The sequence below is a fragment of the Alistipes sp. Marseille-P5061 genome (genome assembly GCF_900290115.1).
In the GTDB taxonomy this organism is placed as follows: Bacteria; Bacteroidota; Bacteroidia; order Bacteroidales; family Rikenellaceae; genus Alistipes; species Alistipes excrementigallinarum.
Genome location: NZ_LT985749.1, coordinates 483,957 through 506,538, shown reverse-complemented (window position 1 = coordinate 506,538; position 22,582 = coordinate 483,957). Strand labels below are relative to the sequence as shown.

Genomic DNA, 22,582 nt, shown 5'->3' with positions numbered 1-22,582 from the left:
GCGCAGATGCATCCGCGGCGCAGAGGGGGTCGTTGCGACCGCCGCCGTGCCGAAGGTTGCGTAAAGATAGGGATTGTTTCCGAATTAAGGAAACATCCCGCGGCTCTTTTTTCGGGGCGGATGGGGCCGCAACCGCCTCCGGGCAGCGTTTCCGAGGTCTTTGGGGTGGCGCTGCCGGAACTCCGGGGACGACAAGGTCGGGGTCTTCGGGTGGCGGCGTTGCCGGGGGCTCCGGGACGGTGGGGTCGGGCCCTTTCGGGCGTCCGGCTGCGGCGGCCCGTCGTCAGAAGATGGTCCGGGCTATCTCGATGATGTTCTCGGCCTTGCCCATCGGGTAGTAGTGGAGCACGGGGACGCCCGCCTGCTTCAGCTCGCGGCTCTGGGCGATGGCCCACTCGGTGCCGATGCGCCGCACGGCCTTCGCATCGTCGCGGTGGGCGAGCACCTCGCGCTCGAGCTCCCACGGAATGTGGCAGCCGAAGGTCTGGGGCAGCAGCGTGAGGTGGCGTACGGTCGACAGGGGCTTGATGCCGGGGATAATCGGCACGGTGATGCCCGCCTGGCGGCAGCGCTGCACGAAGTCGAAGAAACGGGCGTTGTCGTAGAAGAGCTGCGTGACGACGTACGAGGCGCCGGCGTCGACCTTGGCCTTCAGGAAGGCGATGTCGCTCTCGGGCGAGGCGGCCTCCTGATGGGTCTCGGGGTAGCCCGCCACGCCGATGGAGAACTTCGAGTGGTGGCAGACCTCCACCTCGCCGTCGACGAACTCGCCGCGGTTCATCGCCGCAATCTGGCGGACGAGGTCCACGGCGTGGGCGTGGCCCTGTGGGTGGGGCATGAAGTGACGCTCGTTCTGCGACTTGTCGCCGCGCAGCACCAGCACGTTGTGCAGCCCCAGGAAGTCCATGTCGATGAGCGCATCCTCGATGTCGTACTTCGAGAGCCCGCCGCAGATGAGGTGGGGGACCGTCGTCACGCCGTAGCGCTTCTCGATAGCGGCCGAGATGCCCACCGTTCCGGGACGGCGCCGCACGACGTGCCATTCGATGCCGCCGTCGGGGCGCTGCGTCTGCTTGATGCCCTCGCGGTGGAAGGTGATGTTGATGTAGGCCGGGTCGAACTCCATGAGCGGGTCGATGGCCCCGAAGACGCCCCCCATGCCGTCGCCCTTGAGGGGAGGCAGCAGCTCGAAGGCAAAACGGGTCTTCCGCTCTTCGAGCGCCCGGTTGATGATGTCGGTAACGTTCATTTCTGCTTGTTGTCTGTCTTGTCGTGTCGGCCGGCGGCTCAGAGGTTGTTGGGCAGCAGCCGGCGGAGCGTCTCCTCGTCCAGGCCGCGGCGTGCGGCGTAGTCGCGCAGCTGCTCCTGGTCGATGTGCCCCACCGAGAAGTACTCGGCATCGGCGAAGAGGAGTCCGCAGAGCGCCTCGCCGGGGTCAATCATCCAGTTCTCGGTCAGCCGCATGCCCGTCGTGCGCTCGACGGCCAGCAGGTCGAACGCCTCGCGCTTGAGCGAGTGGTCGGGCGAGGCGGGGTAGCCGAAGGCCATGCGCCGTCCGCGGTAATGGCCGGCAATCACCTCCTCGGGCGAGGGCTGCTCGCCGCCCTCGTAGCCCCACATCCGGCGCCGTACGAAGAGGTGCACCACCTCGGCGAAGGCCTCGGTCAGACGGTCGGCCAGCAGCTTGGCCATGATGGCCGAGTAGTCGTCGCCCGCGGCGCGGAACTTCTCGGTGAGCTCCTTGAGGCCGATGCCGGCCGTCACCGCAAAGCAGCCGAGCCAGTCCCCCTCGGGGGCGATGAAGTCGGCCAGCGAGCGGTTCTGCTCGCCGCGCGTCTGGTTGCGCAGCATGGCGAAGCGGTAGTTGCGCCCCTTGGCGTCGGTGGCGACGATGTCGTCGCCCTCCCTGTGGGCGGGGAAGATGCCGACGACGGCCTGGAGCGTCAGCAGATGCTCCTCGGCGATGCGGTGCAGCAGTGCCTGCGCGTCGTCGAAGAGCTTGCGCGCCTCGGCGCCCTTCTCGGGGTGGTCGAGGATGGCGGGGTAGCGCCCCGCAAGCCCCCAGGCCGGGAAGAAGAAGTTCCAGTCGATGTAGGGGGCGGCGTCGGCGACGTCGAAGTCGGGGAAGACCATCCGCCCCGGGTGGAGCGGCTCGACGGGCCGGTGCGGCTCCTCCTCGAGCGCCCGGCGCTTCACCTCGGCGTAGGGGAGCAGCCGGCGGGCCGCCTCGGTGCGGCGGTATTCGGCGCGCAGCTGCTCCTGGCGGCGCTTCACCTCCCCGGCGTAGGCTTCGCGGTCGGGACCGAGCAGGCGGGAGAGGATGAGGCTATTGCGGCTGGCGTTGAGCGAGTGTGCGACCACGCCCGAGTAGAGCGGCGCAATCTTCACGGCCGTGTGGAGCTCCGAGGTGGTGGCCCCGCCGATGATGACCGGGATGCGCAGTCCGCGCCGCTCGAGCTCCTCGCAGACGTGCGCCATCTCGTCGAGCGACGGGGTGATGAGTCCGCTCAGGCAGATGCAGTCGGCCGGCCAGGCCTGCGCCTCGTCGACGATGCGCGACGGCTCGACCATCACCCCCAGGTCGCGGATTTCGTAGCCGTTGCAGGCCATCACCACCGAGACGATGTTCTTGCCGATGTCGTGCACGTCGCCCTTGACCGTGGCAATCAGCACGCGCCCCGCCTTGGCCGAGGACTGCTCGCCGCTGCGTTCGATGTAGGGGGTCAGCACCGCCACGGCGCGCTTCATGACGCGGGCGCTCTTGACCACCTGGGGCAGGAACATCTTGCCCGCGCCGAAGAGCGTGCCCACCTGCTCCATGGCCGGCATGAGCAGCGTGTCGATGACCGCCATGGGGCTGCCCAGCGTCCTTAGCCCCTCGAGCGCATCCTCCTCGATGTGCTCCGTGATGCCCTTGCGCAGCGCATGGGCGATGCGTTCGGCCAGCGGCTCCGCGCGCCAGGCGTCGTCGGGGGCCTGCTGCCCCTGCCCGGCCGTCTGGTGCACCTGCTGCGCATACTCCGAGAGCCGCTCCGAGGCGTCGGGACGGCGGCAGAGAATCACATCCTCGACCCGTTCGAGCAGCTCGGGCTCGATTTCATCGTAGAGGCGCAGCATCTGCGGGTTGACGATGCCCATGTCCATCCCGGCGCGGATGGCGTGGTAGAGGAAGACCGAGTGCATCGCCTCGCGCACGGCATTGTTGCCGCGGAAGGCGAACGAGAGGTTCGAGACGCCGCCCGAAACCTTGGCGTAAGGCAGGTGAGCCTTAATCCAGCGCACCGCCTCGATGAAGTCCAGCGCATAGCGGTCGTGCTCGGCGATGCCTGTCGCCACGGCCAGGATGTTGGGGTCGAAGATGATGTCCTCGGGCGGGAATCCCGCCTCGGTCAGCAGCCGGTAGGCCCGCGCCGCCACCTCGATTTTGCGCTCGTAGGTGTCGGCCTGCCCCCGCTCGTCGAAGAGCATCACCACCACGGCGGCGCCGTAGCGGTGGATTTCGCGGGCGCGCCGCAGGAAGGACTCCTCGCCCTCCTTGAGCGAGATGGAGTTGACCACGGACTTGCCCTGCGTCACCTCGAGCCCCGTGCGGAGCACCTCCCACTTCGACGAGTCAATCATCGTCGGCACGCGGGCGATTTCGGGCTCCGAGGCCATCAGGTTGAGGAACGTGCGCATGGCCTCCACGCCGTCAATCAGACCGTCGTCCATGCAGACGTCGACAATCTGCGCTCCGGCCTCGACCTGGGCGCGGGCCACCGAAAGGGCCTCCTCGTAGTTGTGTTCGCGGATGAGCCGCGCGAAGCGTGCCGAGCCGGCCACGTTGGTCCGCTCGCCCACGTTGATGAAGTTCGCCTCGGGGACAATCCGCAGCGGCTCCAGACCGCTCAGCACCGTCTCGTGGCGCGGCGCGGGGAGCGGACGCGGGGCGTAGCGGCCCACAATCTTCGAGAGCTCGAAGATGTGCTCGGGCGTGGTGCCGCAGCAGCCTCCCACGATGTTGAGCAGACCGCGGCGCAGGTACTCCTCCACGTCGGCGGCGAACATCTCGGGGGTCTCGTCGTAGCCCCCCATGACGTTGGGAAGTCCGGCATTGGGGTGGGCCGAGACGCGCACCTCGGCCACCGCCGCCAGCCGCTCCAGATAGGGGAGCATCTGACGCGCGCCGTAGGCGCAGTTGAGCCCCACGGAGAGGAGTCGCGCATGCGACACCGAGACCCAGAAGGCCTCGACGGTCTGCCCCGAGAGGGTGCGGCCGCTGGCGTCGGCCAGCGTCCCCGAGACCATCACCGGAAGCTGCCGCCCGAGCTCCTCGCCCAGACGGTCGACGGCATAGAGCGCCGCCTTGGCGTTGAGCGTGTCGAAGACCGTCTCGATGAGTAGCACGTCGGCGCCCCCTTCGACCAGTCCGCGGGCCTGCTCGCCGTAGGCCTCGGCCAGCTGCGAGAAGGTCACCTCGCGCGCGGCGGGGTCGCTCACGTCGGCCGACATCGAGGCCGTGCGGTTGGTCGGCCCCATCGAGCCCGCGACGAAGCGGGGCTTCGAGGGGTTGCGCTGCGTATACTCGTCGGCCGCCGCACGGGCGATGGAGGCCGCCGCGCGGGCAATCTCTCTCGCGAGGTCGCTTATGCCGTAGTCGGTCAACGAGATGGCGTTGGCGTTGAACGAGTTGGTGGTTATCAGGTCGGCGCCGGCCTGGAGGTAGCGCGTATGGATTTCGCGGATGATGTCGGGCCGCGTCAGGTTGAGCAGGTCGTTGCAGCCGCGCAGCTGTCCGGGCAGCTCACGGAACCGCTCGCCGCGGTAGTCCGCCTCGGAGAGCCCGTAGCGCTGGACCATCGTGCCGAAGCCGCCGTCGAGCAGCAGGATGCGCTCCTGCAGGGCGTCGTTGAGTCTGTTGTGCGTCATCTTACCGTTCGTGAATCTCTATTTCGAAGATTTTGTCCCAGTTCTTGCCCGTGACGAAGATGCGTCCGCCCGCCTGGTCGTAGGCGATGCCGTTCAGTACGTCGGTCTCGGGCCCCACCTCCTCCTCCGGAAGCAGCCCCGTGAGGTCGACGACCCCCTCGACAACCCCCGTTGCGGGGTTGATGATGACAATCTGGTCCGTCACGTAGACGTTGGCCCAGATGCGGCCGTCAATCCACTCCAGCTCGTTGAGCATCCCGACGGGGGCTCCCGCGAGGGTCACGGCCGTGCTCTTGAGCCGCTTGAAATTCTCCGGGTCAACCGTGTGGATGTACTCCGAGCCGTCGCTCATGTAGAGCATCTTCCCGTCGGTGGTGAGCCCCCACCCCTCGCCCGGGTAGCGGTACTCGCGCAGCTTGGCGCCCGTGGAGGCATCCCAGACGTAGGCCTTGTTCGACTGCCAGGTGAGCTGGTAGACCTTGCCGTCGAGCAGCGTGATGCCCTCGCCGAACTCCGAGCGCGGAAGCCGCGCGACGACCTGCGAGCGGTCGGTCGCGAGCTCCGTGCGGCGCAGCAGCGACTGCCCGAGCTGGCCGGTCCCCTCCCACAATTCGCCGTCGGCGAACTGCAGCCCCTGCGTGTAGCTTTGGGTCGAGTGGGGGTAGGTGTTGCGGACCGTGTAGGTGTAGTGCTTCGGCTCGGGGGGCGTCTCGACCTGCTGCGCGCTGCGCGTGCGGCCTCCGCAGCCGCCCAGGAGCGCCGCTGCGAGCAGAAGTTCGGCTATTGCTTTCATCGTGTGTCGGTTTTGTCTCGTTACAGCCCCGACGCGGAGCCGGGGTAAATTGTGCACAAAGGTACGAAAAAGCGCGCATATTCCGGTTCTTTTTTCTCGGCTTTTCGGCTTCCGGCAGCGGCCCGGCAGCCGGTCGGTTGGTGACGGCACGGGGTGCGATGCGCCCCGCCACGCGGGCCATACATCTTTTTATTGTGAAAAAGCTATTGCTTTGTTTCAGATTTTCACTATCTTTGCAACCCGATTTCGACAAACGGAAAACGAATACAGAAACCATATCAGTATGAAAATCGTAAGAGAACAACGCGAGCAGAATACGTCGCTCATCCGGGTGACGGTGGGCCAGGAGGATTACCGCGAGGAGGTCGAGAAGGCCCTGCGCGAGTACAAACGCAAGGCCAACATTCCGGGCTTCCGTCCCGGCATGGTCCCCATGGGCATCATCAAGAAGATGTACGGCAAGGGCGTCCTGGCCGAGCAGTCCTACCGCAAGGCGTCGAACTCGGTATTCGAGTACCTCCAGAAGGAGAACATCGACTACCTGGGCGACGTGATTCCGTCGGAGGAGCAGGGTGCCTTCGACTTCGACGGCGGCACCGAATTCGAATTCGTCTTCGAAATCGGCGAGGCTCCCGAGCTGAAGCTCGACCTCTCGGAGAAGGACAAGCTGACCTACTACAAAATCAAGATTGACAAGAAGATGCACGAGGACTTCCGCTCGAACTACCTGCGTCGCTACGGCCGTCTGGTCGACGCCGACGCGGTGACTTCGGACGAGGCGCTGTCGGTTACGCTCGACAACGGCGAGATGAAGGTCGAGGATGCCTACGTGGGTCTGATTTCGATGCCCGAGGAGGAGCGCAAGCCCTTCATCGGCAAGAAGGTGGGCGACAAGATGACGGTCAACGTCAACGAGCTCTACCGCACCCCCTCGCAGCGCGCCGCCGTGCTGCAGGTCAAGGAGGGCGAGCTGGAGCACATCAAGCCCGAATTCGAGCTGGAGATTACCCGCATCCGCAAGTTCGCCGAGCCGGAGCTCAACGAGGAGTTCTTCAAGATGGCCTTCCCCGCCGGCAACGTGACGACGGCCGAGCAGTTCGAGGCCTTCATCGACGAGCAGATTGCATCGGAGCTCCGCCGCGAGAGCGACTACCTCTTCACGCTCGAGGTGCGTGACTACCTGGTCAAGAAGGCCGACCTGAAGATGCCCGAGGCATTCCTCAAGCGCTGGCTCTACACCATCAACGAGGGCAAGTTCACGATGGAGGAGATTGAGAAGGACTTCGACCAGTTCCTCAAGATGTTCACCTGGAACTACATCCAGAAGCAGATTATCAAGCAGGAGAACATCACCGTCTCGGCCGACGAGGCTACTGCCGAGGCCAAGGCCTTCGCACAGGCTCAGTTCGCACAGTACGGCATGCCTTCGGCTCCCGACGACATGCTGGCCGGCTACGCCAAGCAGATTCTCGAGAACAAGGAGCAGGGCCAGAAGATTTACGAGAAGCTCTACGAGACGAAGGTCGTAGAGGCTGTCAAGGCGAAAATCAAGGTGAGCGAGAAGAGCGTCTCGGCCGAGGAATTCGCCAAATTGGCCAAGGAACTTTAGGAATTGCCGAAAAATCCTTATCTTTGAACTTTGCAGGCGTGATGTTTGCAAAGTTCTTTTTTTTGAAACGCCCGCGCGGGGAGACTCCGACCGAAGAGGCTCCGGCCGGTGCGCGGAAAAGGTGGGAGGAGGCCCCTCCGGCACTCCGGCGCGGGGTGCGTCGTCCGTCGTGCGCCTGCGGGACACGACGGAGGTGGTTGCGCCGGGACGCGGGGTGCAGGCCGGGGAAATTCTCCCGAAACGAGCATCAAAACTTATGTCAGAATTTGAAAAATACGCCCGGAAACAGTGCGGCATCAGCTCGCTGAAGCTGCACGACTTCCAGTCGGTGAGCGCCGCCTACGTCTCGCCGACCATCATCGAGGAGCGGCAGCTCAACGTCGCCACGATGGATGTCTTCTCGCGCCTGATGATGGACCGCATCATCTTCCTCGGCGCCCCCATCTACGACGATGCCGCCAACATCATCCAGGCGCAGCTGCTCTTTCTCGAGTCGGTCGACCCCGAGAAGGATATCCAGATTTACATCAACTCGCCCGGCGGCTCCGTCTCGGCCGGACTCGGCATCTACGACACGATGCAGCTGGTGAGCCCCGACGTGGCCACCATCTGCACGGGACTGGCCGCCTCGATGGGCGCCGTGTTGCTCACGGCCGGCGCCCGGGGCAAGCGCTCGGCGCTGCCCCATTCGCGGGTGATGATTCACCAGCCGCTGGGCGGTGCCCAGGGGCAGGCCTCCGACATCGAAATCACGGCCCGTGAAATCCTCAAGACCAAACGCGAGCTCTACGAAATCCTCTCGGCGCACTCGGGGGTCTCGCTCAAGAAAATCGAACGCGACGCCGACCGCGACTACTGGCTCACGGCCGCCGAGGCCCGCGAGTACGGCCTCATCGACGAGGTGCTGGCCAAACGAGAGAAGAAATAGAACGATGGCTCAAGGAAAAAACAATAACCCGCATACTCCCAAGGGGGGAGACCGCTGCTCGTTCTGCGGCGCCTCCCGCGAGGAGGTGGAGATTCTCTTTCAGGGCGCCGACGGCGCCAACATCTGCAACCGCTGCATCGAGAACGGCTACCGGATTCTCACCGAAAACGAGGTGGAAGGCAGCCGCCAGCAGGCCGCTCCGCTCAAGGCCGAAGACCTGCTCAAACCTGCCCAAATCAAGGAGTTCCTCGACCAGTACGTCATCGGTCAGGAGGAGGCGAAGCGCTACCTGTCGGTGGCCGTCTACAACCACTACAAGCGGCTGCTCTGCGCCGCGAAGGGGGCCTCGAAGGAGGACGACGTCGAAATCGACAAGTCGAACGTGGTGCTCGTCGGCCCCACCGGTACGGGCAAGACGCTGATGGCCCGCACGATTGCCCGTCTGCTGAAGGTTCCCTTCACGATTGTCGATGCCACGGTGCTCACCGAGGCCGGCTACGTGGGCGAGGATGTCGAGAGCATCCTCTCGCGGCTGCTCCAGGTGGCCGACTACAACGTCGAACTGGCGCAGCGGGGCATCGTCTTCATCGACGAAATCGACAAAATCGCCCGCAAGGGCGACAACCCCTCCATCACGCGTGACGTCTCGGGTGAAGGGGTGCAGCAGGCGCTGCTGAAGATTCTCGAGGGTACGGTGGTCAACGTTCCGCCCCAGGGCGGGCGCAAGCACCCCGAGCAGAAGTTCATCCAGGTCGACACGCGCAACATCCTCTTCATCTGCGGAGGCGCATTCGACGGCATCGAGAAGAAAATCGCCCAGCGGCTCAACACGCGCGCCATCGGCTACGGACAGTCGGGCGCCGGCCATATCGACCGCAGCAACCTGATGCAGTACGTCACGCCGCAGGACCTCAAGTCCTTCGGTCTGATTCCCGAGCTGGTGGGACGTCTGCCGGTGCTCACCTACATGCAGCCGCTCGGCCGCGACGCCCTGCGCTCGATTCTCACCGAGCCCAAGAATGCCATCATCCGCCAGTACAAGCGGCTCTTCGAGATGGACGGCATCGAGCTGGAGTTCGAACCCGCGGCGCTCGACTACATTGTCGACAAGGCGGTCGAGTTCAAGCTCGGCGCACGCGGCCTGCGCTCCATCTGCGAGGCGGTGATGATGGATACGATGTTCGAGCTCCCCTCGTCGGGCGAGCGCAAGTTCACTGTGACGGCCGACTACGCCGCCGCGAAGCTCGAGAAGGCGAAGAGCCTCGCCCAGATGAAGGAGTCCTGAGCACCGCAACGTACCCTCCGGAAAACGAAAACCTTAAATCTTTGAGATAATATGTCTACCAATTCCAAACTTTCGCGAGTAGCCGACAACATCCGGATTCTGTCGGCCGCGATGGTCGAAAAATCGAAATCGGGCCACCCGGGCGGCGCCATGGGCGGCGCGGACTTCATCACGGTGCTCTACGCCGAGTTCCTGCGCTACGACCCCTCGAACATGCGCTATCCGTTCCGTGACCGCTTCTTCCTCGACCCGGGACACATGTCGCCGATGCTCTACTCGACGCTCTCGCTGGCGGGCTTCTATACGACGGAGGACCTCCAGTCGCTGCGCCAGTGGGGCAGCATCACGCCGGGCCATCCCGAGGTGGATGTCCTCCACGGCGTGGAGAATACCTCGGGCCCGCTGGGCCAGGGCCATGCCATGGCACTCGGTGCAGCCATTGCCGAGCGTTTCCTGGTAGCGCGCTTCGGCGAGTGGATGGCCCACAAGACCTATGCCTACATCTCCGACGGCGGCGTTGAGGAGGAGATATCGCAGGGCGTGGGCCGCATCGCCGGCCATCTGGGTCTGAGCAACTTCATCATGTACTACGACGCCAACAACGTGCAGCTCTCGACCAAGGTCGACGAGGTCGACACGGAGAACGTGGCGATGAAATACGAGGCGTGGGGCTGGAACGTGCTCACCATCGACGGCAACAACATCAACGAGATTCGCGAGGCGCTCGTGGCGGCCAACTCCGAGACCGAGCGTCCGACGCTCATCATCGGCCGTACGGTGATGGGCAAGGGTGCCGTGGCAGCCGACGGCAGCAGCTTCGAGGACCGCGTCTCGACGCACGGACAGCCCCTTTCGGCCGCCGGCGCCGACTTCGCCGCCACGGTCAAGCATCTGGGCGGTGACCCCGAGCACCCCTTCGCCGTCTTCGAGGAGAGCCGCGAGGTCTTTGCCGAGCGGCGCGCCAAGCTGACGGAGTGGGCCGCCTCGCAGGCCGAGGCGGAGCGCTCGTGGCGCAAGGAGAACAAGGAGCTCTCCCTGAAGCTCGACCGCTTCCTCTCGGGCGAACTTCCCGACATCGACTACAAGAGCATCGAGGTGAAGACCGACTGCGCAACGCGTGCCGCCTCGTCGTCCGTACTGGCACACTTCGCCGGCCGAATTGAGAACATGGTGGTCGCTTCGGCCGACCTCTCCAATTCGGACAAGACCGACGGCTTCCTCAAGAAGACCAAGGCCTTCACGCGCGGCGACTTCTCGGGCAACTTCTTCCAGCCCGGCGTGGCCGAGCTGACGATGGCCTGCATCATGAACGGCATGGCGCTCCACGGCGGTGTGATTCCCGTCTGCGGCACCTTCTTCGTCTTCTCGGACTACATGAAGCCGGCCGTACGTCTGGCGGCGCTCATGCGTCTGCACGTGATTTACGTCTGGAGCCACGACTCGTTCCGCGTGGGCGAGGACGGTCCGACGCACCAGCCCGTCGAGCACGAGGCTCAGATTCGTCTGATGGAGCACCTGCACAACCACCGCGGCGAGCGCTCGATGGTGGTGCTGCGCCCGGCCGACGGCGACGAGACGGTGATGGCCTGGAAGCAGGCCGTCGAGGAGCAGCGCCCCGTGGCACTCATCCTCTCGCGCCAGAACATCAAGACGCTCCCGGCGCTGGGCAGCGGCAGCCGCCGTGAGGAGGCCGCACAGGTTGCCAAGGGCGGATACGTGGTCTACGACTCGGCCAAACCGGTGGTGGTGATGCTCGCCACGGGCTCCGAGGTGGCCACCCTCATCGAGGGCGCCGAGCTGCTGGCCGCCGAGGGCATTCCCGTCCGCGTGGTCAACATGCCGAGCGAGGGTCTCTTCCGCGACCAGCCCCGCTCCTACCAGGAGAGCGTCCTGCCGCAGGGCGTCATGCGCTACGGCATGACCTCGGGTCTGCCCGTCAACCTGCTGGGTCTGGTGGGCGACGAGAGCCACATCCACGGTCTGAACCACTTCGGCTTCTCGGCACCCTACAAGGTGCTCGACGAGAAGTTCGGCTACAACGGCGCCACCGTGGCCGCCGAGGTCAAGAAGCTCCTCGGCCGGTAGTCCCCGGACTGCATTCCGACACAAAAAAACCTCCGACACCGCAGTGTCGGAGGTTTTTTTGTTGAGGTGTTTGCTGCGGCGCGCGGCGCTCCGGACCGCGGGCCCGGGCCGACGCCCGCCGGCTCAGAGTCCGAACTCCTTGCGGATGAGCTCCACCGCGTCGAGCTTCTCCCAGCCGAAGAACTCGATTTCGCGCTCCACCTCGCGGCCGTTCTCCCACAGCTTCTCGACCCGCTTGAAGGGGCGGTTGCCGAAGTGTCCGTAGGAGGCTGTCGCCTCGAAGATGGGGTTCTTCAGTCCGAAACGCTTGACGATGGCGGCCGGGCGCAGGTCGAAGAGCTTGCCGATGCGGCGGGCAATCTCGCCGTCGGTCATGCCGGCCAGCGCGGCCGGACGCTCCGAGCGGTAGGTGTCGACGTAAATCGAGAGCGGCTCGGCGATGCCGATGGCATACGAGAGCTCGACGAGCACCTCGTCGGCAACGCCCGCAGCCACCAGGTTCTTGGCGATGTAGCGTGCGGCATAGGCGGCCGAACGGTCCACCTTCGAGGAGTCCTTGCCCGAGAAGGCGCCGCCTCCGTGGGCGCCGCGCCCTCCGTAGGTGTCGACGATAATCTTGCGGCCGGTCAGTCCGCTGTCCCCGTGAGGGCCGCCGATGACGAACTTGCCCGTGGGGTTGACGTGGAGGATGTAGTCGTCGCCGATGAGGTCGGCGAGCTTGTCCCCGGCACGCTCCAGACGCGCCTTGACGCGCGGGATGAGAATCGTGCGCACATCTTCGCGAATCTGCTCCTGCATCAGACGCTCGGCCTGCTTCTCGCTGCGGCCCTCGCCCGGGAGGATGAATTCGTCGTGCTGCGTCGAGACGACAATCGTGTGGACGCGCAGCGGCTTGTTGGTCTGCTCGTCGTACTCGATGGTCACCTGCGACTTGGAGTCGGGACGCAGATAGGTCATCACCTTGCCTTCGCGGCGGATGGCGGCCAGCTCCTTCAGGATGACGTGCGAGAGGATGAGCGTCGCGGGCATATACTCGCGCGTCTCGTTGCAGGCGTAACCGAACATGATGCCCTGGTCGCCGGCGCCCTGCTCCTCCTCTTCGGCGCGGACTACGCCCTGGTTGATGTCGGACGACTGCTCGTGGATGGCCGAGAGTACGCCGCACGAGTTGCCGTCGAACTGGTATTCGCTCTTGGTGTACCCGATGCGGTTGATGACGCGGCGTGCAACGCCCTGTACGTCGACGTAGGCGTCCGAGCGCACTTCGCCGGCCACAACGACCAGACCCGTGGTGCAGAGCGTCTCGCAGGCGACCTTCGAGTTGGGGTCGTGGCGCAGAAATTCATCGAGGATAGCGTCGGAAATCTGGTCCGCCACCTTGTCGGGATGTCCTTCGGATACCGATTCCGAGGTAAATAAAAAGCCCATTTTGATACATTTTTAATGGTTAAACGTATAAAATGGGAAAAATCGGCTGATGGAATAAAAAAGCTGTTTTAGCGATTTTTTATTGTGGTTGCAATCAGTCAAATCTTTCCACATTCTCCGCTTTTCATCGAAGCGGACCGCAAATATACGCAATATTTCCGGTTCGGCAAATTTTTTTGGCGAAAATTGCTTCCGGCCGAAGCGTCAGGGTTCGTACGGGACCGGAAAGGTGGAGCAGAGACAGCGGCCTTCGGCACAGAGCTGAAGGCCGCTGCCGTTCCCGGAGGGACTTTCCGGGGTATCACTCAGGGACGCAATACGAAGACAATCCGGTATTCGCCCTCGTGCTCGAGCACCGGGCCAATCTGCTCGGCCCATAGCGCGATGCTTCCCCGGTCGTTCCGGATGACGAAGGCCTCGCTGCCGTCGGCAAGACGTTCCCAGCTGCCCGCGCCGCAGCGGTCGGCGATTGCCTCACAGCGGCGGAGGAGCTCCCCGCGCAGAGCCTCCCTGGTGGGGTAGCAGTCGGTGAAGCAGCCGCTGACGGTGTGGACGGTCCCGCCCGGCGTTGCGGTGTGGAGCGTGATTTCGCAGGGCGCCCCGTCGAGCCGTCCGCTCATCGTCACCTGGATGTCGGCCGCTCCCAGGGCTCCGCCCAGTGCGGCGTTGTATTCGTCCCAGACCTGGTCGACCGCGGCGTCGGCCAGCTCGACGAAGCCGTGCCGGTCGAGCACCTCGAAGGCCTCCTGGAGCGAAGCCCCGAGGGGAATATCCTCCGGCAGGATTCCGACCGACGGCTCAGGTTGGGGAAGGTATTCGTCGATGTCAAACGCCACCAGCGTCACGAAGTTCACCCGTCCGGTTCCCTGCTCGACGCAGGGGAGGTCGTCCGTCCGGTAGAGCACCGCGAAGGTGAGGTCGTGCGTGGTCCAGAGCGTCATCCGTACTCCGTCGGTATGCTCGCCCGAGTGTTGGTATTTGGTCCCGACATAATCCGGCTCCACGCCAATTGTCGCGCGGGTCTCCTCTCCGGGGCAGGTCTCGAGGGGCGTGTCGCCCGCCCGCATGAAGCAGGGCTGGCTGAAGCCGAGGTGTTCGTATTGGCGGTCCTGCTCGGAGAGTCCGTAGCAGAGCGTGAGCCACCAGTTCAGTTCGGCGATGGCTTGGGCGCGGGTGTAGCGCATGGTGGATTTTCTGTCTGGCGAGACGCCGTAGAAGAAGCGGCCGCCCGGCCGCTTCTGGAAGATGATGTTGCCGTCGTCGAGCCGGAGCAGTACCCAAACGTCGGCACCCTTCCAGGCGGCTTGTGCTACGTTGAGTTCTCCGCGGGAGTCGAGTGCGTCGGCCAGGTCGAGGTAATAATGTACGCGCGGAGAGTGAAGGTCGAGCTTCACTTCGCGGTTCTGCGCTGCCAGTTGGGCCGTGAGGAGCAGCATCAGGGCGGTAAGGATGCGTTTCATGGGAAGATTTTTTTAGGGTATCTTTCGGCGCTGCGGCTCCGGACGGGACTTTTGGCCCGAACCGGACCGGGGCTATACAAATATAGCGATTTGCAGCGCATATCCGTCCTGTTTGAGATTGATTTCTATCGTTTGCGGCTCCTTCCCCCCGGATGGACAAACCGATTCGGTGCACCGTTTTGCGGAGCCGGCGGCCGGCATTCGGCCCCCGGAGTGCGGTTGCGGCCTGTTTTTCTCTACGGCCAACGTCTCCGTAAGGGGCCGAAACAGCGCGCTACAGCCGTTTTGCACGGTAGATGTTTCGGCGATATTTCGTAACTTTGGATGTTTCGGCGATATTTCGTAACTTTGTAGGTGCAGCCCCGTCTGGAGCACTCCGGAGCAGGGTTGACGAAGCCGCTTCGGCGGCCTGTTCCTGCGGCGCTGCCTCCCCCGGGCGTGCGGCGACATTGCCGAAGCCCGTAAGCCGAGACCCCGACGCGCGGAAGCCGATACCTTTGATACTTTTACCTGTTTACCAACCAAAACCTACCTATGAAGAGACTACTCTTGCCCGCCTTGCTGCTCTTTGCACTTGGCCCGACGGGCGCCAGGGGGCAGCAGACTGCTCCGCTCTACCTGCAGCAGGATGCCCCCATCGAGGAGCGCGTCGAGGATGCCCTGCAGCGCCTCACGCTTGAGGAAAAGGTGGCCCTGTGCCACGCCCAGTCGAAATTCTCCTCGCCGGGTGTCGCCCGGCTCGGCATTCCCGAACTGAAGATGAGCGACGGCCCCCACGGCGTGCGCGCCGAGATTGAGTGGAACAGCTGGCGCCACGCCGGCTGGACCAACGACTCGATTACGGCCTTCCCGGCGCTGACGGCCCTCGCCGCCACGTGGAATCCCCGGATGGCCGCCCTCTACGGCCGTGCCATCGGCGAGGAGGCCCGCTACCGCGGCAAGGATGTCCTGCTGGGTCCCGGAGTCAACATCTACCGCACGCCGCTCAACGGCCGCAACTTCGAGTACATGGGCGAGGACCCCTGCCTGGCCGGCGCAATGGCCGTTCCCTACATCCGGGCGCTTCAGAAGAACGGTGTGGCTGCCTGCGTCAAGCACTTTGCCCTGAACAACCAGGAGCAGTGGCGCACGTCGGTCGACGTCGTTGTGAGCGAGCGCGCCCTGCGCGAACTCTACCTGCCGGCCTTCCACCGTGCGGTGGTCGACGGCGGTGTGTGGAGCATCATGGGCTCCTACAACCGCTATCTGGGGCAGCACTGCTGCCACAACAGCGCGCTGCTCAACGATATTCTGCGCGGTGAGTGGGGCTTCGACGGCTGCGTCATCTCCGACTGGGGCGGAACGCATGACACGCGCGAGGCGGCGCTCAACGGGCTTGACATCGAGATGGGCACCCATACCGACGGCCTGACCACGGAGAGCCGCTCGGGTTACGACGCCTACTACCTGGCTCAGCCCTATCTGGAGTTGCTGCGCAGCGGCGAGCTGCCCCTTGAGACCGTCGACGAGAAGGCCCGCCGCATCCTGCGGCTGATTTTCCGCACCGCGATGAATCCCCGCCGTCCGTGGGGTTCGCTCTGCTCCGAGGAGCACTACGCCGCGGCAAAGGCCATCGGCGACGAGTCGATAGTCCTGCTCAGAAACAACGGCATCCTGCCCCTCGAGACCGACCGCTACGAGCGGATTCTGGTCGTGGGCGACAACGCCACGCGGCGTCTGACCGATGGCGGCGGGTCGTCGGAGCTCAAGACCAAACGGACCATCTCGCCGCTTGAGGCCCTCAAGACGCTCTACGGAGACAAAATCCGCTATGCGCAGGGGTACACCTGCGGCAATCCGCTCTATGGCAAGGTTGAGGAGGTGCCGGCCGCCACGATGGATTCGCTCCGGAGCGAGGCTGTTGCGCTGGCCCGCACGGCCGACGTCGTCATCTACGTCGGCGGACTGAACAAGAATGCCTACCAGGACTGCGAGTCGACCGACCGTCGGTCGTACGACCTCCCCTTCGGGCAGAATGAGCTCATCGAGGCGCTGGCGGAGGCCAATCCCAACCTCGTCGTCGTGAACATCACCGGCAATGCCTACGCCATGCCGTGGGTCGACCGTGTGCCGGCCATTCTGCACGCCTCCTACCTGGGCAGCATGGGCGGGCTGTCGATTGCCGACGTCCTCAGCGGCCGGGTCAACCCCTCGGGCAAGCTGCCCTATTCGATTCCCGTCCGTCTGTCGGACTGCGCGGCGCACGCCTCGGGCGATGCGTCCAACTATCCGGGCATCAAGCCCGAAGGCATCTCCATGAAGAAGGCTCCCGACGCTCCTGCCGACAGCAGGGCCTATCCGCAGGTGACCTACGCCGAGGATATTCTGGTCGGCTATCGCTGGCACGACACCCGGAGAATCCCGGCGCTCTTCCCCTTCGGCCACGGTCTGAGCTATACGACCTTCTCCTACGGGCGGCCCGAGGTGTCGGCCGCGAAGATGGGCCCCGGCGAGCGTCTGGAGATTCGCGTCCCGGTCACCAACGAGGGCTCGCGGGACGGCATGGAGGTGGTGCAGCTCTACGTCGGCGACGACAAGTGTTCGGTTCTGCGCCCGCTTAAGGAGCTCAAGCATTTCCGGAAACTCTTCATCGAGGCCGGCGGGAGTGCCGAGGCGGAGTTTACCCTGACGGAGGATGACCTGAAGTTCTTCGACGAGCAGTCGCACGGCTGGGTAGCCGAAGAGGGCACCTTCACGCTCTACATCGGCTCTTCGTCGACGGATATCCGCCAGAAGGTGAAGTTCCGGTATACGGATTGACGGGCTTCCGCCCGGGAGGCCTTTGCCCGGGATGCAGTCCCATTCGGGTTTTGCCCCTGCTCCGAACGCACCTTTCGCAACGCTCCGCCCTTTTCGGGCTGCACTTCTGCCCCGAACGCTCTTTCCGCAACGCTTCGCCGCTGCTGCAACGGTCTGCCGCCCAGAGGGGCGGCAGACCGTTTTTTTGTGCGAGGGCGGAAGGGTAGGGCGGTGGGACTGTGTTGTGGCGTAGACTATTTCGGAAAAACTGGGCCGGGACGGCACGCCTTCTTACTCCATTCCGTCACCTGTCTTCGGGGACGTTGCGTTTGTCAGTGCCTCTGCTTTGGCGCGCATGGCTTTGGCCTTCCCGGCCTTGCCGGCACGTTGGTAGAGCCGTGCCATGCACCGGTAGGTCGTGATGCTTAACCGGGTTTGCCGCGGAGTGAGCTGCTGCCGGCCTGTGACCTGTTCGAATACGGGCCATATCCGGCTCGTCATCATTTTCAGTGCAGCCTTGGGCTCTGTGCGGGAGCGTTTCTCGGCCAGTAAGGTTCCCGTACGGATGTACCATTCGGAGTATTCGGCCTCGCCGGTCGTTTCGCTCAGCTGTTCGAAGAGCGCTTGCAGGTCGTTGAGTCCGGCTTCCGCCGATGATGCAAACCGGGAGCGAGTCTCTGCGGCGATGAACCGCAGGTGGGCCGATGCGGGCGAAAGCGCTCCGTTTTCGAGTCGGGAGGCCTGTTCCGCAATTCCGAGCAGTGCGTCGCGCCAGGGTGCAAACGACTCGTCGTAAACCGCATCACTGCAGGGCGTGCCGATGTCGGGAAGTTTGGCCAGCAGTTGTTCGGCAAGTGCGACATACTCCGTTGGATATTCGAGCGGCAGCGGCCCGTTGAGCAGGTAGTCAAGCCGTGCCGCGACGGTCGGATTGTCGACGAATGCCGTATATACCGTATCACGAAGCCGATGGAGCTGCTCGGTGAAGGCCCCTTTGTCGGCCTCCATTCCCCACGTGAGGTATTCGTTTGCACGCGAGGGGTCGACCTTCAGGGCTGCACGGTAGAGCAGAAAAGCCATTGCCGGGTTACTTTTGGCGCAGTGGACTGCTGCCTCGTTTTCTGCAAAGAGGATGAGCAGTTCGTCGTAACGCGCTGCGTCGCTCAGCAGCGATGCCGTGGTGTGGAGAAGCCCGGAACGGCTGAGCCGGAAGGGCTTCGGATGCTTTTGTGCGGTGCGTATCGCCTCCATGAAGAGCGTGCCGGCTGCAGTGGTATCTCCACTCACCAGACGCAGCATTCCTTGCGAAAGGAGCCGGTTCCCGCTCTTATACCGTTCGTTAAGACGGGTGAGAATCCGAAGATTTTCAAGTCCTCTTGATGTGGTGTCGGGCGTTGTCCAATAGGGTTGGAGCCAGTATTCGGAGGTGTATTCGACCATCGGGCGGGCATATTCCCTGCATGTTGGCATCATCGAGTCGACGACGTAGGCGAGCAGTCGGGGTGAAGGATGATAGCACATGAAACGTTTCACGCAGTCGGCAGCCACGCTGTCGAGCCCGAGCAGGGCAGCCTGATCTCCCACCCATATCCATCGCTGGGGCGTACGAGTCGGTTTCCGCTGCTCCATCTCGGAGCAGAGTTGCCGATAGTCGTCCAGTACCCTCTTTTGGAGGGTTCTGTGAAATTGCCCCTGCAGCGGCTTGAGACGGGGCAGGGGGGTGCGGCTGCTGTCCGGTACAAGGTCGATGTGAACGGGCATCGGTTTGAGAAGCTTCGGGTCGATGTTCCGCTCAATGGGAGGTACGGGCGGGTTTTGGACAGCATGGTAGCTTTCGAAAAGTATCTTGCCGGCTATCGCCGATTTCCTTGCCTTGGGTTGGGCCTGGCCGGCCGGGACTCCGGTGAGGAGTGAAAGCAAAAGCCCGATTGTCAGAATCTGTTTCATGGGAGCCTGTCGGATTTGATGCATGTCTTTATTCGACTTGCCGGGTGTCCTTCATCTGGAGGGCGTCCCTCATACCGGATTGTCCCGGTTCCCCGGCGGACTGCAGGCACGCTTCCCATTCGTGCGAAGCGGTTGAGGAGTCGTGCCGTGCTGAACAAAAATACACAAAAATGGATAAATCCGTCCAACTTGGCCGCTTTTTTGTCGGGCCCCGTATCCGGAGGAGTGCAAAGATAAAGCAAAACCCCGTCGAACGTATGTTCAACGGGGTTTCAGTGCCCAGGACAGGAATCGAACCTGCACGCCTTGCGGCACACGCACCTGAAACGTGCGCGTCTACCTATTCCGCCACCTGGGCCTTTCGGTTTTGTGGTTGCAAAGGTAATGCTTTATTCCGTATCTGCAAATTTTTTCGCCGAAAAAAATTACTTGCTGATGAACTTGTACTGGAATACAAGCAGATAGACTGCGGCCAACGAGATGTATACATCCGCCAGATTGAAAATCGCCCCGAAGAAGTAGTTGTTGCTATCGACCAGGAAGCGCAGAAATCCCGGGCAGCTGTTCCACTGGAAGAGCGGGAAGTAGAACATGTCGACCACCTTGCCCATCATCAGCCCGGCGTAGTGGCCGCCGAAGTGGGCCACCGTCCAGGGGGTCGATTCCGAGAAAATCAACCCGTAGAAGGCGCTGTCGATGATGTTGCCCACGGCGCCGGCCAGAATCAGCGCCAGTCCGACGAGCACCCCCTTGGGGGTGTTCTCCCGCTTGGAGAGGCGCCAGATAAGCCACCCCACCAGACACGACAGGGCAATGCGGAAGATGCCCAGCAGCAGTTTTCCCCAGTCGAAGGCCCCCGACGAGGCAATGTGCATGCCGTAGGCCGCACCCTTGTTCTCGATGAAGCGCAGCTGGAACCAGTCCGGGAATACGATGATGGCTTCGTCGAGCTGCATGTGGGTCTTGACCCAGATTTTGAGTGCCTGGTCGGCAACCAGCAACACTATTATTAATAAGGTGAGGTTTTTCAGCTTCATGGTGCCTCGTTTTAGAATTTGGTGCAAATGTAGTGAAAAATCTCTTTTTTGCCGGGTTCCGTAGATTTTTTGAGCCGCTTTTCTTTTTTTTGCAAAAAAAACATATCTTTGAAAATCTAAATTTCCGCAAAATTATGAAGAAAACGTTACTTCTTTTCAGTGCTTTGGCGCTGTTCGCTTGTGCGAATGACCCGACGGAGGAGGCCTCGGGGGGCGTTTCGTCCAGCAACCAGGCCGTTATCGTGGGCTCGTCAGAGCATGCGGTTGTCGGCCGTATCAATCTGAAAGTCACTCCGGAGATTGCCGACGCCATCGAGGCTGTCGCCAAGACCCGCGGTCCGCAAACCCGCACGGGAGTCGATGATATCGACCTTATCTTCAACGAAATCGGCGTGGAGCATCTCGAGCGCATCTTCCCCTACAGCGAGCGTTATGAGGAGCGTCACCGTCAGTACGGTCTGCACCAGTGGTATACGGTTTCCTTCGATACGGAGGCCCAACTCGCCGAGGTGGCTCAGCGCCTGAGCCTCTGCCCCGAGGTTTCGGTCGTTGAGTACAACTACCGGACCCGTGCCCTGAAGGAGGGTCCGGCCGTCCCCTTCAACAAGGCGGAACTTGCACCCGAGGCCGCTCAGACGCGTGTCAGCATGATGCCGATGAACGACCCCAAGCTGGAGCATCAGTGGCATTACGACAATACGGGCCCGACGACCACCTTCCCCAAGAAGAGCAAGGGTGCCGATGTCAATGTCTTTGATGCATGGAATCTCTGCACGGGTGACGGCGCCGCAACGGATATCATCGTAGCGGTGATTGACGAGCCGGTGCAGTATACGCACCCCGACCTGGAGGCCAACATGTGGACCAACCCCAATACGTCGGAGAATGCGCCTCACGGATACAACTTCTGGAACCAGTCCGGAGAGCTTGACTGGAAGAGCTCCTCCTACTCGCCGCAGTACGGTTACGAGTATTCCGACCACGGTTCGCACGTAGCCGGTACGATTGCCGCAGTCAACAACAACGGAATCGGCGTGTGCGGTATTGCCGGCGGCAGCGGCAACGGTGGCAGCGTGAAAATCATGTCGTGCCAGACGATGGGCCATTCGAACACCAACATCAACTACAACGCCCCGCAGCAGGCCTTTACCTGGGCTGCCGACCACGGAGCCGTCATCGCCCAGAACAGCTGGGGATACTCCGACTCGATGACCGGCGGCGAGCTCTCCGAGGGCGCGTGGAATGCCGGTTACGGTTCGTTGCGTTCGGCAATTACCTACTTCATCTCGACGGCTGGTACGGACAATCCCAATTCGCCGATTTCGGGCGGTCTGGTGATTTTCGCAGCCGGCAACTCGGGTGATGTCAACGGCGATGTCAAGACGTGGCCCGCAGCCTACGCTCCGGTGATTGCCGTCAGCTCGATGAGTTGGGACTTCTGCCCCGCCTACTATACCAACTACGGTACGTGGAGCGACATTACGGCTCCGGGTGGTGATGCCTACGACGCTCCCTCCGGCGGCAGGTATTATGCGGATGCACAGGTGCTGAGCACCATTCTTCAGGATGCATCGATGAACTTCCAGGATGGTCGTACCGGTGACGGTACGGGCTACATGCAGGGTACCTCGATGGCTTGCCCCCACGTATCGGGTGTTGCAGCACTTGGTCTGGTCTATGCATCGAAGATTGGCAAGAAGTTCACGGCCGAGGAGTACACCGCTCTGCTGCTCTCCTCTACCAACGACATCAATCCCTACCTGACCGGCGTGAAGAGCCATCCTGCGGGAAATATCACGCTCTCGGACTACCAGTACAAGATGGGCCGCGGTTATGTGGATGCCTACAAGCTGCTGCTCGCCATCAAGGGTACGCCTGTTCTGCAGGTTGCTCCGGGCGTCGAGACGAGTGTCGATCTGGTTCGCTACTTCGGCGGCCCCTCGGGACGTCTTACCGTCTCGGGTCTCGAAATCAGCTCGACGGATCGCCAGAAGCTTGGCATGACCTCGCTCCCGACGGTTGCCAATGGCATTATGAAGCTGACCTGCCAGAATGTTGGTTCGGGCATGTGCACCATTACGGCTACGATGGGCGGCATGACCGTCAAGCGTGAGTTCGCCATCCTCTCGCGTGAGATGGCTGACAATGGCGGCTGGCTCTGATTTGGCTTCTACCTAGCAACGTACCGGCGCCCGATGAGGGCGCCGGTTTTTTTGTGTCCATGCATCTCGTTATAAACATCTGAAGCCGCCGACGAACAAAGAGGGGGAGGGTGCGCGGGGAGGGGGAGCGCCAAAAAAAAAGACAGTGTTCGTACGCTAAGG

General features: G+C 63.0%; 13 protein-coding genes and 1 tRNA gene. 6 read left to right on the top strand and 8 right to left on the bottom strand.

Going from position 1 to position 22,582, the window contains the following annotated elements; all coding sequences use genetic code 11:
• Positions 1-283: 283 nt before the first annotated feature.
• The 3 genes from C8267_RS05960 to C8267_RS05950 are packed head-to-tail and all read right to left on the bottom strand — an operon-like array spanning position 284 to position 5,701.
• Positions 284-1,249 carry a methylenetetrahydrofolate reductase gene (locus C8267_RS05960; RefSeq protein ID WP_106634011.1) on the bottom strand — a complete coding sequence of 322 codons (966 nt, stop codon included), beginning with the start codon at positions 1,247-1,249 and terminating at the stop codon, positions 284-286.
• Between the two features lie 38 nt (positions 1,250-1,287).
• The gene (gene metH / locus C8267_RS05955) at positions 1,288-4,908 is read right to left on the bottom strand and encodes a methionine synthase (RefSeq protein WP_106634010.1); all 3,621 of its coding nucleotides are present in this window, start codon (positions 4,906-4,908) and stop codon (positions 1,288-1,290) included.
• 1 nt (position 4,909) lies between these two features.
• Positions 4,910-5,701 (bottom strand): glutaminyl-peptide cyclotransferase, encoded by a 792-nt coding sequence (locus tag C8267_RS05950; RefSeq protein ID WP_106634009.1) that lies wholly within the window; start codon positions 5,699-5,701, stop codon positions 4,910-4,912.
• A gap of 283 nt (positions 5,702-5,984) precedes the next feature.
• Between C8267_RS05950 and tig the strand changes: the two genes are divergently transcribed.
• From tig to C8267_RS05930, 4 genes are all read left to right on the top strand, one after another.
• Positions 5,985-7,310: a trigger factor gene (gene tig / locus C8267_RS05945; RefSeq protein ID WP_106634008.1), complete on the top strand. Its 1,326-nt coding sequence runs from the start codon at positions 5,985-5,987 to the stop codon at positions 7,308-7,310.
• A gap of 256 nt (positions 7,311-7,566) precedes the next feature.
• On the top strand, positions 7,567-8,238 hold the full coding sequence (clpP, locus tag C8267_RS05940) for an ATP-dependent Clp endopeptidase proteolytic subunit ClpP (protein WP_087362252.1): 672 nt from the start codon (positions 7,567-7,569) through the stop codon (positions 8,236-8,238).
• A 4-nt stretch (positions 8,239-8,242) separates the two neighbouring features.
• The gene (gene clpX, locus C8267_RS05935) at positions 8,243-9,523 is read left to right on the top strand and encodes an ATP-dependent Clp protease ATP-binding subunit ClpX (RefSeq protein ID WP_087362251.1); all 1,281 of its coding nucleotides are present in this window, start codon (positions 8,243-8,245) and stop codon (positions 9,521-9,523) included.
• A gap of 51 nt (positions 9,524-9,574) precedes the next feature.
• Positions 9,575-11,608, top strand: a complete 2,034-nt coding sequence (locus C8267_RS05930) for a transketolase family protein (protein ID WP_106634007.1) — start codon at positions 9,575-9,577, stop codon at positions 11,606-11,608.
• A 123-nt stretch (positions 11,609-11,731) separates the two neighbouring features.
• Here C8267_RS05930 and metK read toward each other — a convergent pair whose 3' ends face one another.
• Positions 11,732-13,036: a methionine adenosyltransferase gene (gene metK / locus C8267_RS05925; RefSeq protein ID WP_087362249.1), complete on the bottom strand. Its 1,305-nt coding sequence runs from the start codon at positions 13,034-13,036 to the stop codon at positions 11,732-11,734.
• Between the two features lie 305 nt (positions 13,037-13,341).
• On the bottom strand, positions 13,342-14,496 hold the full coding sequence (locus tag C8267_RS05920; RefSeq protein ID WP_106634006.1) for a hypothetical protein: 1,155 nt from the start codon (positions 14,494-14,496) through the stop codon (positions 13,342-13,344).
• 534 nt (positions 14,497-15,030) lie between these two features.
• Between C8267_RS05920 and C8267_RS05915 the strand changes: the two genes are divergently transcribed.
• Positions 15,031-17,295, top strand: a complete 2,265-nt coding sequence (locus tag C8267_RS05915; protein ID WP_106634005.1) for a glycoside hydrolase family 3 C-terminal domain-containing protein — start codon at positions 15,031-15,033, stop codon at positions 17,293-17,295.
• A gap of 270 nt (positions 17,296-17,565) precedes the next feature.
• On the opposite strand, the gene C8267_RS05910 is transcribed toward C8267_RS05915, so the two are convergent.
• The 3 genes from C8267_RS05910 to C8267_RS05900 all read right to left on the bottom strand — a co-directional run bounded on the left by C8267_RS05910 (position 17,566) and on the right by C8267_RS05900 (position 20,258).
• Complete coding sequence (locus C8267_RS05910) at positions 17,566-19,221, bottom strand: hypothetical protein (RefSeq protein WP_106634004.1); 1,656 nt, start codon at positions 19,219-19,221, stop codon at positions 17,566-17,568.
• Between the two features lie 276 nt (positions 19,222-19,497).
• Positions 19,498-19,579: transfer RNA gene (locus tag C8267_RS05905), tRNA-Leu, on the bottom strand.
• A 67-nt stretch (positions 19,580-19,646) separates the two neighbouring features.
• Entirely contained in the window at positions 19,647-20,258 is a 612-nt protein-coding gene (locus C8267_RS05900; protein ID WP_087362245.1) for a signal peptidase II, read from the bottom strand.
• A gap of 134 nt (positions 20,259-20,392) precedes the next feature.
• On the opposite strand from C8267_RS05900, the gene C8267_RS05895 reads away from it, so the two are divergent.
• A complete protein-coding gene (locus C8267_RS05895; RefSeq protein WP_106634003.1) occupies positions 20,393-22,420 on the top strand; it encodes a S8 family peptidase in 2,028 nt (675 codons plus the stop codon).
• The last annotated feature ends 162 nt before the right edge of the window (positions 22,421-22,582 follow it).

Bases quoted from the DNA above. Each gene is read 5' to 3' on its own strand.
- C8267_RS05960 (WP_106634011.1), bottom strand. From the start codon at position 1,249: ATGAACGTTACCGACATCATCAACCGGGCGCTCGAAGAGCGGAAGACC.
- metH (WP_106634010.1), bottom strand. From the start codon at position 4,908: ATGACGCACAACAGACTCAACGACGCCCTGCAGGAGCGCATCCTGCTG.
- C8267_RS05950 (WP_106634009.1), bottom strand. From the start codon at position 5,701: ATGAAAGCAATAGCCGAACTTCTGCTCGCAGCGGCGCTCCTGGGCGGC.
- tig (WP_106634008.1), top strand. From the start codon at position 5,985: ATGAAAATCGTAAGAGAACAACGCGAGCAGAATACGTCGCTCATCCGG.
- clpP (WP_087362252.1), top strand. From the start codon at position 7,567: ATGTCAGAATTTGAAAAATACGCCCGGAAACAGTGCGGCATCAGCTCG.
- clpX (WP_087362251.1), top strand. From the start codon at position 8,243: ATGGCTCAAGGAAAAAACAATAACCCGCATACTCCCAAGGGGGGAGAC.
- C8267_RS05930 (WP_106634007.1), top strand. From the start codon at position 9,575: ATGTCTACCAATTCCAAACTTTCGCGAGTAGCCGACAACATCCGGATT.
- metK (WP_087362249.1), bottom strand. From the start codon at position 13,036: ATGGGCTTTTTATTTACCTCGGAATCGGTATCCGAAGGACATCCCGAC.
- C8267_RS05920 (WP_106634006.1), bottom strand. From the start codon at position 14,496: ATGAAACGCATCCTTACCGCCCTGATGCTGCTCCTCACGGCCCAACTG.
- C8267_RS05915 (WP_106634005.1), top strand. From the start codon at position 15,031: ATGAAGAGACTACTCTTGCCCGCCTTGCTGCTCTTTGCACTTGGCCCG.
- C8267_RS05910 (WP_106634004.1), bottom strand. From the start codon at position 19,221: ATGAAACAGATTCTGACAATCGGGCTTTTGCTTTCACTCCTCACCGGA.
- C8267_RS05900 (WP_087362245.1), bottom strand. From the start codon at position 20,258: ATGAAGCTGAAAAACCTCACCTTATTAATAATAGTGTTGCTGGTTGCC.
- C8267_RS05895 (WP_106634003.1), top strand. From the start codon at position 20,393: ATGAAGAAAACGTTACTTCTTTTCAGTGCTTTGGCGCTGTTCGCTTGT.